Raw genomic sequence first — 13,181 nt, 5'->3', positions numbered from 1 at the left:
ATCATGAAAACAACGAATTCGAAAGCGTATGCTAAACTCGTTGAGAACGGAATTCAGGCAGTGGAAACGGTAAATGAACTTCGTGACTCAGATTATCTAGCGAAAGATATTTTCGTACTCGCACATAGTGAAGATCGAACGGATCGAATTGCTGATAAAGCAAACGCTAAAGAGATTGGTTTGAAAGAAGAAGGCGTATTTGATTCGATTGCCAATCTGTTCCGCTCCCGTGGAGATGAACTTCGCGCTAAAATTGTATCCATTGGATTTACGGAAACGGAAGCAGAATATTACGAAAAAGAGCTTGATAAGGGTAAGGTTCTTGTTATAGCTCAGCGAAGTGTGTAGATTCTGTATATACCGAAATGAAGTGAATATAAAAATACGAGGGCAAGGAATGGGAGAATGTACTCCCATTCCTTTCTGTGCGTTTTAAGAAAGGGTGTTGCTGTGGATAGAACGTTGATCTTAAATATCTTATCTCTTTAAAATTTGCTATAGTTAAGAAAGTATATTATTCCTGTTACAGAAAACAAGACCCTAGTATAATTATTGCTAGTAGAAGGAGAGGGTTATGAGAATACTTATCGTAGACGACAATCCGACCAATGTAATTATTATTCGTGAAATTTTAAAGAAAGAAAATTATAAAAATATCGTTACTGCGAAATCTGCTTTTGAAATGTTTGATGTATTAGGGGTTCAAGTCCGAGGTGAGAATAAAGATCTCCCATCTGATGCAGCGGAGGAACCTAATGTAGATCTCATTTTGCTGGATATGATGATGCCAGAAATGGATGGAATCGAAGCTTGTCGTATTGTACAAACCTATCCTCATCTTAAAGATATTCCTATCATTATGGTGACAGCTGTTGGTGACTCTAAGAAACTCGCTGAAGCTCTTGATGTAGGAGCTGTGGATTACGTTACGAAACCAATTAACAAAGTGGAACTAATGGCCCGAATTCGTCTTGCTTTACGTCTAAAGCAGGAGAAAGATTGGCGTAAAGAGCGAGACCAACGTATCCAAGATGAACTCAAGCTAGCCAGTCTTGTTCAGAATGCGGTACTTAGTCCCGCTATTGAAGATCCCAAGTTTACAGTGAATGCTCTGTATCAGCCATCTGCTGAACTTGCTGGAGACTTATATGCTTGGTACCCGCTTGGTAAAGGAAGATACGGGGTTATATTGCTGGATATGATGGGGCATGGAATTTCCTCGTCACTCTTTTGTATGTTTATTGCTTCTGTCTTAAAAGATACAGTAACCACTTATATTGAACCAGACCGGGTCATGAAGAAATTAAACCGAAGATTTAATCAACTTTATCTTGATGATCAGCTGGTTATGTACTATTTCACAGCTATATATCTTGTGATTGACACGAATGAAATGCGGATTGATTACGTCAATGCTGGGCATCCTCCCGCACTGCTTTTTGAAGGGAATGGCGAAGTGATTTCACTCGACCGTGTCACGCATCCCGTTGGACTTTTTGATACGATGGAGGCAGAAACTCACACCGTCTATTATACAGGAGATAGTCATATTGCGATGTACACAGATGGGCTGCTTGAAGCGGTGGATGGAGAAACAGAAGAGCAGCTTGCATTTTTGAAAGAGCGCTTAAGTAAGGACCACAATTTGGACGAGCAAGAGATGCGCCAGACGTTCTTTGATGAAGAAGTGACGAAAGAACATGAAGATGATATTTGTTTAGTATGGATTTCACTAAAAGGAGAATAAAAGAATGAAAATACGCACTCGATTGCTTGTTGGCTTCAGTGCAATGATGGCGATTTTACTCGTGCTTACCATGCTCAGTTTTAATGCTACCAACAACATGAAGAACGAAATCGATAATATGTATAACGATCGATATATGAAGACTAGATACACTTCTGGCGTACGTGCAGATGTGAATGATGTTGCCTTTTATCTTGCGACGGCAATGATGAATCCGGATGCGAATACATTACAATCCGCGACTACGAAGATGGATGATAAAAAGGCAAGTGCGAATAAGAATTTTGAAGAAATTGAGGAACGTGCGGTTACGCCAGAGGAACATCGTCTGGTAAATGAAGTGAAAGAGAATCTTCAAAATTTTGAGGATTATACCATTCGTATTATGGAGTTTCTTGAAGAAGGAAAAGTGGCAGAAGCTAACTCCTACCGGAACAATGCCGGAGGAGCAACACAACTGGCTACACTGAGTAGTTTAACTGAACTGAATGACTATCAGGACTTATTGATAGATCAGGAAATTGAAGCTGCTAAAGAAAAAATAAATAACACAGTACAGTGGCTTGGCGGCTTTTTGGTAGCCGGTTTACTTATTGCTCTTGCTATTATTCTTTGGGTTATTCCTAGTATTACAAAAGGGTTAAATACCGTTTCGATGATGATTCAGAGTTTTGGAAAAGGGAGATTCCGCACCATCCGAAGAATCAAAGTCAAAACGAAAGACGAAATTGGTCAGATTGCCCGTGTGTTTAAAGACATGGCTGAAGATCTGGAGCAAAAGCAGCTATTGGAGCAAGAATATACGAGAGCTCAAGAGGACCAAAACTGGCTTAATGGCAATATGGCTCGGATTACGGATTTACTGCGGGGTGTAGGATCAACAGAACAAGTGTCCCAGTTATTTATAAGTGAATTTGCACCTATTATTGGTGTGAATTATGGTGCTGTGTATCTTCATGATGAGAATAAACATCCAGACGAGTTAAAATGTTACGGAGCTTATGCTTTTGATGGGGGAGAAATAAACAGTAAATCTACCTTCAAAATTGGAGAAGGGCTTGTTGGACAAAGCGCACTTGATAAAAAAGTGATCGAACTCAGCGAAGCTCCTGATGGATATTTAAAAATTGGCTCAGGTCTTGGTCATTCTACACCTGCCAGCATTCTCATTAGACCTATTTTATTTGAAGAAGAGATGCTCGGTGTAGTGGAGGTAGCTTCGTTTGAACCGCTTACTTTCATGCAAAAGCAGCTGTTTGAACAGCTTGTCAATAATATCGGCGTTATCATTAACAATATTAATCGTCGTATGCGTGTAGAAGAACTCTTGCGTGAATCGCAGGCTCTGACTGAAGAACTTCAAATGCAATCCGAGGAACTCCAAACCCAGCAAGAGGAACTGCGACGTTCAAACGAAAGTTTGGGAGAACAAGCAGAAGAACTCAAACGTTCGGAAGAACTATTGCAGCGTCAACAGGAAGAATTGGAGCATTTTAATACCGAACTTCTTGGTAAGACGAGAGCGCTTGAAGAGCAAGTACAGCAGGTAGAAGAGAAGAATGAACAGATTGAAATTACGAAGCGTCAACTCGAACAGCAAGCGATGCAGTTGTCTATTACGTCAAAATACAAATCAGAATTCCTTGCTAATATGTCACATGAGCTTAGAACGCCGCTTAATAGTTTGCTTATTCTATCTCAACTTCTAACAGAGAATAAAGACGGAAATCTGACACCAAAACAAAAAGAGTATGCACAAACCATTTATATGTCAGGTGCGGACCTCTTGAAAATGATTGATGAAATTTTAGATTTATCTAAAGTAGAGTCTGGAAAAATGGAAGTTAACCATGAGAAGGTTAACATTTCTGATCTACAGGGCTTCGTGGAACAAAACTTTGCACCTGTAGCGATGAGCAAAAACCTGAAACTTCATTTTAAAACGGATGAGAATCTACCATCATCCTTTGTGTCCGATGGACATCGTGTAAAACAGATTTTACGTAATCTGTTATCAAATGCTTTCAAATTTACCACATCTGGTTCAATTACGGTCAATATGAAGCTAGCTGAGAGAACAGAACTGCCAGAATATCTTGATGTTGATATTCCTTATATTTCGATGTCGGTAAAAGATACGGGGATTGGGATTGCACAAGACAAAATTGATTTAGTCTTTGAAGCCTTCCAGCAAGTGGATGGAACGACAAGCAGGAAGTATGGAGGTACGGGACTAGGGTTATCCATCAGCAGAGAGTTAGCTAAACTGCTCGGCGGGGAAATTAAGCTCTGCTCAGAAGAAGGAGAAGGAAGCACTTTTACTCTGTTCTTGCCTCTTCTTGAAGAAGATGCCGTGAAACTTAATGGGTCGGTGAATGAGTATAAAGAATCAGCAGCAACTCATGAAAGTTTTGTTAAGCAAGATAGAGTTATTTATGATAAATCAATGACCATTCCTTCTAGTACGCCTAAAGTATTATCTTCCTCGTCCGTAGCTGTTGTTAACAACATTAAAGATGATCGGGAAGATATTCAAAACGGGGATCGTGTGATGCTCATTATCGAAGATGACCCGAAATTTGCTAATATTTTGCTCGATATGACAAGACAACATGATTTCAAAGCACTCGTTGCTTTGCAAGGAGACATTGGTCTTGAGATGGCGAAGCGTTATTTGCCAGATGCGATCATTCTTGATATTCAGCTTCCTGTGATGGATGGTTGGGGTGTCTTGAATGAATTGAAGGCAAACCTGTCTACACGCCATATCCCGGTACATGTGATTTCTGTAATGGATGAAATTAAACAGGGACTTATGATGGGGGCTATTGCTTATCTGAAAAAACCATCTACCCGCGAATCATTGGATCAGGCATTTGCTCACATTGAATCCTATATAGATAAATCATTGAAACGTCTTCTCATTGTAGAGGATGACGAGATACAGCGTAATGCAATTATTGAACTCATCGGTCATGATGATGTAGCTATAACGGCAGTTTCCACGGGGAAAGAAGCAATTGAGGAACTGCGCAAAGTGAGATATGACTGTATGGTACTTGACCTTATGTTGACGGATATAACAGGATTTGAACTGTTGGATCAGATTCGTGATGACGCACAGCTGAATGACCTTCCTATCATTATTTACACAGGTAAGGAACTGGATAGTAAAGAAGAGCTGAAACTGCGTAAGTACGCTGAATCCATTATTATTAAGGATGTTAAATCTCCCGAACGTTTGCTTGATGAGACTACTTTGTTCTTACACCGGGTAGAGGCAAACTTGCCGGAAGACAAGAGAAAGATTTTGCAAAATCTTTATAACAAGGAAACTTTATTTGAAGGCAAACGAATTTTATTAGTAGATGATGATATTCGTAACGTATTTGCTTTGTCGAGTGTACTAGAAAGCTACCGTATGGATGTAACTTTTGCCGAGAATGGAAGAGAAGCGATAGAACTTCTTGAAAAGAACCGGAATTATGATCTCGTCTTGATGGATATGATGATGCCGGAAATGGATGGATATGAGGCAATGACCCGAATCAGACAAATTCCTGAGTTTGAAAAATTGCCGATTATTGCTTTGACAGCGAAGGCGATGAAAGACGACCGAGGCAAATGTATAGAGGCAGGAGCCTCAGATTATGTGAAAAAACCGATACAAACGGATCAACTTTTATCACTAATGCGAGTATGGTTGTATTCGTAAGCTTAAAAAGTGGGTATAAGAGTGAGTACCCTTATTTAAGAGAATAGAACTCAGAACTTATGGTTGGAAGTATAAAGTAAGGAAGTGGAGCAATTTATGACAACTGGGGAAACGACAATTTCAGAAGGACCTTTCGAAGAGAAGCCTGTACAGGAAGAGAGGGAGCAAATCGAGATTGATTTGCTTCTGGAAGGGATTCATCGTTTGTATGGATATGATTTTCGAAACTATGCAATGCCTTCACTGAGAAGGAGGATTCTTCATCATGTTGATACAGAACATGTAAATTCAATATCTGAGCTTCAACATAAGGTACTGCATGAGCGTGCTGCATTTAAGAAATTGGTGCAAAGTCTCTCTATTCCAGTAACGGAAATGTTTCGTGACCCCAGCTTGTTCAAGATGTTCCGTGAGAAAGTAGTTCCGCTGCTTAGGACATATCCTTATATTCGAATTTGGCATGCCGGCTGTTCTACGGGAGAAGAAGTTTATTCTATGGCGATTCTATTGCACGAAGAGGGGCTTTATGAGAAGTCTCGTATTTATGCCACCGACATGAATGAACGCTCCCTTCAGCAGGCCAAAGAAGGCGTATATGGAATTGAAAAGATGAAGTTGTATACCAAGAATTACATGGAAGCAGGAGGAACCCGCGCTTTTTCTGAATATTATACAGCGCGTTATAACTCGGTCATGCTTCATCCTTATTTACGAAAGAATATTATTTTTGCTGAACATAATCTCGCAACCGATCGTTCTTTTAACGAATTTAACGTTATATTCTGTAGAAATGTGATGATTTATTTTAATGACGAGTTACGGCGTCATGTACACGGTTTGTTTCATGAAAGTTTGAGTCGCCTTGGCGTACTGGTACTCGGATCTAAAGAATCGATTCACTTCTCTGGTTATAGTGAAGATTATGAACCGATGGATCGGGTTGAAAAAATATATCGTAAGTTGAAGTAGTAAGGGGGACCATGGCTATGGGGATGAAAGAGCCGATTCATATTTTACTTGTCGATGACCGTCCAGAGAACCTGCTAGCTCTTGAGGCAGTCCTCGAAAGTGAGCAATATGTTCTCGTTAAAGCGACTTCAGGTGAAGAAGCGCTTAGATGCCTGCTGAAGTATGACTTTGCAGTCATTGTTCTGGATGTGCAGATGCCTGGTCTAGATGGAATAGAGACAGCCAAATTAATCAAGGCTAGAGATAAAACAAAAGATATCCCTATCATTTTTATTTCTGCGAACAGTAAAGAGGCAGAGCACCTTTTTGCTGGTTATTCTGCAGGGGCGATTGATTACATGGTAAAACCTTTTATTCCTCAAATCTTGAAATCCAAAATTGAGGGGTTTGTGGATATGTACTTATCCAACAAGCGTCTCAAAATTCAGTCCATGCTCTTACAGCAAAAAACAATGGAGCTGGAACGGATTAATCAAGAGCTAGTTCAGGCGAAAGAAGCAGCAGAAATTGCAGTGCAAGCCAAAACCGAGTTTTTGGCGATGATGAGTCATGAAATCAGAACACCGATGAACGGTGTTATCGGAATGATTGATCTGCTCATGGAAACAGAGTTACAAGAGGAACAAAAAGAATATACCGAAATCATTCGTAATAGTGCAGATGCCTTGGTCATTATCATTAATGATATTTTGGATTTCACCAAAATGGAATCTGGAAAGATGGAACTTGAACAACAACCATTCGAATTATCTTCTTGTATTAAAGAAATTTACAGTTTGTTTCAAGTGGAAGCTTCCAAGAAGAACTTGGAACTTGTTTACTTCATCGATGAGGCTATCCCGAGTGTTCTCTATGGAGACATGTCCCGACTTCGACAAATTCTTACGAACTTGATTGCCAATTCTATTAAGTTTACAGACAATGGCGGAGTATATTTAATGGCGTCCCTTAAGGAGTTTGACCAGTGCCGCTATGTACTCGAATTCACAATAAAGGATACAGGGATCGGTATTGCGCCGGAGAAAGCCGATCATTTGTTTAAACCTTTTTCACAGCTTGATTCATCCATGACACGGAAATACGGTGGCACAGGCCTTGGTCTTGCTATTTGTAAAAATCTAGTGGATATGATGGGAGGAACCATTCGAGTGGATACGGAGGAAGAGCGAGGAGCTACCTTTGTGTTTACGGTGAATATGCTTCCTTATAATCAATTGTTGGAAGATAAGGAACTGCCTAATTTCCCAGAAGGTTCAGAGGAAGAGGAGAATTCGAAAGCAACCGTTCTTGTTGTGGATGATCATCCGATTAACCAGAAGTTAATGACCAGTATGCTGAAGAAACTTGGTTTGTCTTCGGATATTGCTGAAGATGGGAGTCAGGCGCTGGAGATGGCGTTAACGAATTCATATGATCTCATTTTCATGGATTTGCAGATGCCGATTATGGATGGACTTGAATGTACTCGACGGATTAGATCTGAGCTTGGACATAGGCCTCAACCTGCGATTATAGCAATGACTGCTAATGTAATGGATGGAATACAAGATCGTTGTATTCTGGAAGGAATGAACGGTTACATTAGTAAACCTGTCAAAATGTCAAATGTGAAACAAAAAATAAGTGAGTTTCGTCAGACGTATAATACTTCCAGAGCAACCTCCATACTTTGAAGAAAAAGATGGAAGATAAAAAGTGTTTCATATCGTATACCTGAGGTTAATTCAATATAGATAACATTTTTATCGGGAGAGAGATGTCTAATGAATACAAACAAAAATGAGAAGTTTAATGTAAGTACGGAAACGGTTGACAATGCTAATAAGGTTTATCTGAGCGGAGAACTTGATCTCTCCGTTGCACCTGATTTCCGCAATACAATGGAACCACTCGTGGGGGACACTGAAAAGAACTTAATCGTAAATCTGAAAGATCTGAAATACATTGATAGTACAGGGATTGGTATCTTGCTATCGATCCTAAAAGTAAGACATGGTCAGAATGCGAATTTTATAGTAGAAGAAGTGCCTGCAAATATTCAAAAATTATTTGATATGACCGGTATCTCGAAATTTTTTGTCTCACAGGAGAATACCCAATAGGAAAGGAACGAAGGTAAAATGAAAGCAGAATCACAAAGTGTAAAACTGAATTTGCCGGCGACCGCCGACTTTGTTGATATTGTTAGGCTTAATTTGTACGGCATTGCATCAAAAATGGGTTTTTCCTATGAAGAGATCGAGGACATGAAAGTCGCAGTCTCCGAAGCATGTAATAATTCCGTGCTTTATGCCTACGGTGAGGAAAATGGAGTTGTAGAAGTTATTTTTAATTTTGACGATTCCGAACTTGCCATTACGGTCAAAGACGAAGGGGAGAGCTTTGAACGTGTTGAGCAAAGAGAAGGAGTCGCTACACTGCATGACAAAGATTTGAATGACGTTCAAATCGGTGGCCTAGGCTTTTATCTCATGCAGGCTCTTATGGATGATGTAAGTGTAACAAGTGAGTCTGGTAAAGGAACTGAGGTTGTACTGACCAAACGCCTCACTAAAAGCGAGGAAACGGTATGACTGAACGGTCGACTCCCCAAGAGTCTATGGATGAAGCAGTAGGGTTAATTTGGGAATATCAACAAACCAAAGATAACGAAATTGCCACCGTACTGATTAAGAAATACGAGCCTATGGTCAAAATGGCTGCTGGGAAAATATCTAGAAATAGACCGGATTTATATGAAGATTTGTATCAAACTGGTCAAATGGCGCTCGTTAGGTTACTCAGTCAATACGATATAACCTTGGGGATTCCTTTCGAGCCTTATGCGATGAAAAGCATGATTGGACATATGAAAAATTACCTTCGTGATAAATCTTGGTACATACAAGTGCCGCGTCGGATCAAAGAGAAAGGTGCGCTGGTACAGCACGCCATTGATGATCTGACGATGAAACTTGAACGTTCGCCTGATGTGAAAGAAATTGCGAGTTATCTGGATCTCACCGTTGAAGAAACAGTAGAGGTGCTTGCAGGCCGTGAATCTTATCATTATGTCTCACTAGATTCACCGTTATCACAAGATGAGAGTACAGCTACGCTTGGTGAACTGATTAGTTCAGATGTGAATGACTATGATTCGGTAGAGAAACGTATGGATCTTCAGCAAGCGATGAACCAATTGAAAGAACAAGAACAGAAAGTACTGCTGCTCGCGTTCCAAGATGGGCAGTCGCAAAGGGCTATTGCTCAGAAACTAGGAGTTTCCCAAATGAGCGTATCTCGTATTCAGAAGAGAGCTACGGAAAAATTAAAACAGATTATGTCGCAATCATCTTCATTTTAACTTACTTATCAAAGTGCTTACGTAAGCTTGGAAGCATGCCTGCATTTCCATCGGAATGCGGGCATGCTTCTTTTATTGCGATATTATAAAGGAAGGGAGGGGCTTTTTTGGAAGAGCATGATTTAAAGGAAATGGGTCATGATTTGAAGATCTTTGATCACTTTCAGTGGAGAAATTATAACGTAACCGACCTTGGATGCGAGGAACTAAAGGAACTTAGTAACATTTTGCCTGGAGCTACAGAATGGCTTAGTAAATTACCTGATTTAGAAACGAATTATATATCAGCCCGCACGGTAGCAGGAGGGAAGCAGGTATTATTCGGTTCTATTCTGTATACCATTAAAAAAGATATCGGGGAAGAAGGCATAGAAAGCCAATTCTACTTTTATGTTGAAACGGGGACGCTGGTTACCTTAAATATAGATGAAGGCACTAGGCAGATGCTCTATACCAAAGAAAGATTAATGGTACTATCGGAAGCAGACGATGCGATCTCTGGATTATTTGTCATGGCGCGTACGCTGCTGCATTATTTTCATATTGGTATGGATGAATTTGAACTTAATCTTCGTAAGTTGGAAAAAAGTATGGAAGAAAAGAATGCCCGGACATTAATGGATAAAATCTTGACTGCGCGTTTTGAATTATTGTTTTGGAGTAATCAATTTATTTCTTTTCAGGAATTAATGTATGCAGCGAATGAAGCTTTTTATGAGCTGGATTTGGAAAAGAGATTGACGTATAAGAAGCTTTACTACCGAATGAAACGCATGGATAGTTTGTTTACACATTATGAGAAAGAGATTGATACACTCATTTCCATCGATGATGCTTCCTCCTCAATTCGAGGTAATGATATTATGAAGACGCTCACTATTGTTACCTCCGTGTTTACTCCAGCTACTGCGGTGGGTGCCATTTGGGGTATGAACTTTGAGAACTTACCATGGATTACGACATCATGGGGATTTACCGTGACAATTACGGTTACTTTGCTCAGTATGGTAAGCATGTACTTATGGATGTACTTTAAGGGTTGGACAGGGGATATTCTAAAAATAAAAACAAAAAAAGCGCTAAAAGAGAATAAAAAATAAATATAATAAAAAAGCCTTATAAAATACCTCTGACAGGTAATTAATAAGGCTTTTATGAATATATAGATTATTTTATTGAATCATAAAAGAAGGTTACTTGGCCTGGTCTATATAGCCTTGCAGTTCAGCGATATAGCTTCCGATACCTGGGAGGTTCATATCCACAATTAAACTGAGTAACCAGCCTAATAAAGCGAGTACAACAACGGTACCCAGAGACATACCTAATCCTCGAGCAATCCCAGCAGTGAAATTAGACAAAAGGCGTCTTTTGGTGCTGCTGTAATTTTCCAGCAAGTCTTTGAATTCTACACTTTCCATCGCTTTATAGATTCCATCGAGACGAGAATTTAAATTCTTTACTTCATGTCTTAGCTCAAAAGGATGATCATTAACGAGCTCCTTTTGTTCATTTTTTTTCTTATCTGTGTTTATGTTCATCGTGCTCATCGATTCTCCTCCTTTAATCCGTATCGTTAAATTGATGAAAAAATAGCCAGCTGTATACAGCTGGCTATACGCTACGCAGATGAATGATCGAGATTAATGGTTAGTGGATGAATGGTTAGAACTGCGATTCAGTTCACGATTTGCTTCACTCGTAGCTTTTTCAGAAGTTGCAGCAACCTGAGAGGTTGCGTTTTTTGCTTCATTAGCAATGTTGTTTGAAGATTTCTGTGCTTCGCTGTTTACATTCTCAGAAGCTTTTTTTGCTTCCTCTGCTACATTCTCAGAAGCTTTTCTAGCTTCATCCGTTACGTCAGCAGTTGCTTGTTTCACACTTGAAAGGACAGTAGAAGTGTTATCACTAACGGTTTTAGCCAAATCTGTAGTTTTAGAAGAAACAGTTTTTGCAATTTCAGAAGCTTTATCGCCAACTACACAAGCTACTTCTTTCGTTTTATCGGATACTTCACCCATTCGGTAAGATAAGTCACCGCGAAGTTCGCGGCCCGGTTTCGGTGCGAAAAGCAGCGCTGCTGCAGCACCAATCAATCCTCCGATAAATAAGCCTTTCGTAAAGTTGCTGCTATTTCCCGTATCTTCGTTTCTGTAGTCTGCAATAGATCTATTGTATTCCATGTCATTTTGATTCATCATAATCGCTCCTCTGATTTATAAATTTTATAAGTTCATTACTTCTTGTTCTTTTCTTACCCCGTTAAGCTGCTTTTCTAAACAACTTTCCAATAAGTCCGAGAAGAAAAACAAAGATAGCTGTTCCGATGATGGCTGGGACGACGGCAAAATCAGCGATGACGGGACCAAAGTCACCGAATAGCATCGAACCGATCCAAGCACCGACTAATCCCGCAATCATCGATCCTAAAATACCGCCTGGCATGTTATGGCCAACGAGAGCATCGCCGATAAGTCCAATGAGAATCGCCATTACGATACTTAAGATGATGGCCCACATAACAATCGCCTCCTTTGCTTGCTCATTTGCCTTGCTATTCGATATATAAACGTCCCCTGCCAGTATTGAAACAAGGATGGTAACATCTAGTGTTTCGCAGAGGGAGATAATGCAAATTCCGTTCGAAAGACCTTGTTTATACAAACCACCCATACGCTCCCCGAAATGAATCCTGTAAACACATCCGAAGGGTAATGCACACCAAGATAAATACGACTGAATCCAAGCAAGAAAATAGCCGAGATGCCAATCATGATAAGTAAAGTCGGATCTTCTTTTTTCTGTTTCTGCGAATAGACTGCGATTAATAGCAGTGAACCATAAAATCCAGCGGCTACCATGGCATGTCCACTTGGAAAGCTATATCCGCTAACGCTGATCAGAAAGTCAAGGTCCGGGCGCTCTCGGCGCACAATGTATTTACTAAGGGCATTAATTCCCCACATCCCGAGAAAACTTAGCAGTACGATATTCCCTTCTAGGTAACGACTTCGGTAGATAATGTAGTAACAAGCGAAGGCAAGTGCGACCATCAGAGAATAGGAAAAGGAACCAAAGGAAGTGACAACCCGCATAAGCGGGAGGAGATTGTAGTACCAGCTATTTTCGGAAGGGAATAGGAAGTTTTGTATACGGACATCAAGTTTTTGAATGAGATCTACATCAATAATGTAGAACAGAAAAGCAATCAGAAAGATAACGATGAAACTTGAAACTAGACCGATACTTGTCCATAATAACGAATGGTTTTTGATTTTTAGCATGTTTTAATGAACTCCTTTATCGTTAGAAACTTCAACATAAAAATATGAACCTTTCATAATAGTTTACCTATTTTCTCTGTCAAAATATCGTCTTTGTACTATACTGTACTATGGTGAATGTTA

13 protein-coding genes are annotated in these 13,181 nt (G+C 39.9%); 9 read left to right on the top strand and 4 right to left on the bottom strand.

Annotated features, from left to right (window positions below; all coding sequences use genetic code 11):
* Positions 1–3 precede the first annotated feature (3 nt).
* The 9 genes from KJS58_RS18395 to KJS58_RS18355 all read left to right on the top strand — a co-directional run bounded on the left by KJS58_RS18395 (position 4) and on the right by KJS58_RS18355 (position 10,874).
* Positions 4–348: a YflT domain-containing protein gene (locus KJS58_RS18395; RefSeq protein ID WP_213534668.1), complete on the top strand. Its 345-nt coding sequence runs from the start codon at positions 4–6 to the stop codon at positions 346–348.
* A gap of 226 nt (positions 349–574) precedes the next feature.
* The gene (locus tag KJS58_RS18390; protein ID WP_213534666.1) at positions 575–1,747 is read left to right on the top strand and encodes a SpoIIE family protein phosphatase; all 1,173 of its coding nucleotides are present in this window, start codon (positions 575–577) and stop codon (positions 1,745–1,747) included.
* A gap of 4 nt (positions 1,748–1,751) precedes the next feature.
* Positions 1,752–5,462: a response regulator gene (locus tag KJS58_RS18385; RefSeq protein ID WP_213534664.1), complete on the top strand. Its 3,711-nt coding sequence runs from the start codon at positions 1,752–1,754 to the stop codon at positions 5,460–5,462.
* A gap of 96 nt (positions 5,463–5,558) precedes the next feature.
* Complete coding sequence (locus KJS58_RS18380; RefSeq protein WP_160035797.1) at positions 5,559–6,431, top strand: CheR family methyltransferase; 873 nt, start codon at positions 5,559–5,561, stop codon at positions 6,429–6,431.
* A gap of 17 nt (positions 6,432–6,448) precedes the next feature.
* On the top strand, positions 6,449–8,104 hold the full coding sequence (locus KJS58_RS18375) for a response regulator (RefSeq protein ID WP_213534663.1): 1,656 nt from the start codon (positions 6,449–6,451) through the stop codon (positions 8,102–8,104).
* Between the two features lie 90 nt (positions 8,105–8,194).
* Entirely contained in the window at positions 8,195–8,533 is a 339-nt protein-coding gene (locus KJS58_RS18370; RefSeq protein WP_213534661.1) for an STAS domain-containing protein, read from the top strand.
* Between the two features lie 18 nt (positions 8,534–8,551).
* Positions 8,552–9,004: an anti-sigma B factor RsbW gene (gene rsbW / locus KJS58_RS18365; RefSeq protein WP_213534659.1), complete on the top strand. Its 453-nt coding sequence runs from the start codon at positions 8,552–8,554 to the stop codon at positions 9,002–9,004.
* Positions 9,001–9,774: a sigma-70 family RNA polymerase sigma factor gene (locus KJS58_RS18360; RefSeq protein ID WP_213534657.1), complete on the top strand. Its 774-nt coding sequence runs from the start codon at positions 9,001–9,003 to the stop codon at positions 9,772–9,774. The genes rsbW and KJS58_RS18360 overlap by 4 nt, the downstream gene beginning before the upstream one ends.
* Before the next feature lie 107 nt (positions 9,775–9,881).
* Entirely contained in the window at positions 9,882–10,874 is a 993-nt protein-coding gene (locus tag KJS58_RS18355; RefSeq protein WP_213534655.1) for a magnesium transporter CorA family protein, read from the top strand.
* A gap of 93 nt (positions 10,875–10,967) precedes the next feature.
* Here KJS58_RS18355 and KJS58_RS18350 read toward each other — a convergent pair whose 3' ends face one another.
* From KJS58_RS18350 to KJS58_RS18335, 4 genes are all read right to left on the bottom strand, one after another.
* Entirely contained in the window at positions 10,968–11,324 is a 357-nt protein-coding gene (locus KJS58_RS18350; RefSeq protein ID WP_249717614.1) for a DUF5665 domain-containing protein, read from the bottom strand.
* A gap of 93 nt (positions 11,325–11,417) precedes the next feature.
* The gene (locus KJS58_RS25855) at positions 11,418–11,972 is read right to left on the bottom strand and encodes a YtxH domain-containing protein (protein WP_483874592.1); all 555 of its coding nucleotides are present in this window, start codon (positions 11,970–11,972) and stop codon (positions 11,418–11,420) included.
* Positions 11,973–12,036: 64 nt separating this feature from the next.
* A complete protein-coding gene (locus KJS58_RS18340; RefSeq protein ID WP_213534653.1) occupies positions 12,037–12,294 on the bottom strand; it encodes a GlsB/YeaQ/YmgE family stress response membrane protein in 258 nt (85 codons plus the stop codon).
* An 86-nt stretch (positions 12,295–12,380) separates the two neighbouring features.
* Positions 12,381–13,058: a phosphatase PAP2 family protein gene (locus KJS58_RS18335; RefSeq protein WP_213534651.1), complete on the bottom strand. Its 678-nt coding sequence runs from the start codon at positions 13,056–13,058 to the stop codon at positions 12,381–12,383.
* Positions 13,059–13,181: the final 123 nt, after the last annotated feature.

This window comes from Paenibacillus sp. J45TS6 (genome assembly GCF_018403285.1).
Taxonomy (GTDB): Bacteria; Bacillota; Bacilli; order Paenibacillales; family Paenibacillaceae; genus Paenibacillus.
This window is presented reverse-complemented; position numbering and strand designations above follow the sequence as displayed.

Excerpts from the sequence above, each read along its gene's own strand:
- KJS58_RS18395 (WP_213534668.1), top strand. The coding sequence starts at position 4 with ATGAAAACAACGAATTCGAAAGCGTATGCTAAACTCGTTGAGAACGGA.
- KJS58_RS18380 (WP_160035797.1), top strand. The coding sequence starts at position 5,559 with ATGACAACTGGGGAAACGACAATTTCAGAAGGACCTTTCGAAGAGAAG.
- KJS58_RS18340 (WP_213534653.1), bottom strand. The coding sequence starts at position 12,294 with ATGTGGGCCATCATCTTAAGTATCGTAATGGCGATTCTCATTGGACTT.
- KJS58_RS18350 (WP_249717614.1), bottom strand. The coding sequence starts at position 11,324 with ATGAGCACGATGAACATAAACACAGATAAGAAAAAAAATGAACAAAAG.
- KJS58_RS18370 (WP_213534661.1), top strand. The coding sequence starts at position 8,195 with ATGAATACAAACAAAAATGAGAAGTTTAATGTAAGTACGGAAACGGTT.
- KJS58_RS18360 (WP_213534657.1), top strand. The coding sequence starts at position 9,001 with ATGACTGAACGGTCGACTCCCCAAGAGTCTATGGATGAAGCAGTAGGG.
- KJS58_RS18390 (WP_213534666.1), top strand. The coding sequence starts at position 575 with ATGAGAATACTTATCGTAGACGACAATCCGACCAATGTAATTATTATT.
- rsbW (WP_213534659.1), top strand. The coding sequence starts at position 8,552 with ATGAAAGCAGAATCACAAAGTGTAAAACTGAATTTGCCGGCGACCGCC.
- KJS58_RS25855 (WP_483874592.1), bottom strand. The coding sequence starts at position 11,972 with ATGAATCAAAATGACATGGAATACAATAGATCTATTGCAGACTACAGA.
- KJS58_RS18335 (WP_213534651.1), bottom strand. The coding sequence starts at position 13,058 with ATGCTAAAAATCAAAAACCATTCGTTATTATGGACAAGTATCGGTCTA.
- KJS58_RS18385 (WP_213534664.1), top strand. The coding sequence starts at position 1,752 with ATGAAAATACGCACTCGATTGCTTGTTGGCTTCAGTGCAATGATGGCG.
- KJS58_RS18375 (WP_213534663.1), top strand. The coding sequence starts at position 6,449 with ATGGGGATGAAAGAGCCGATTCATATTTTACTTGTCGATGACCGTCCA.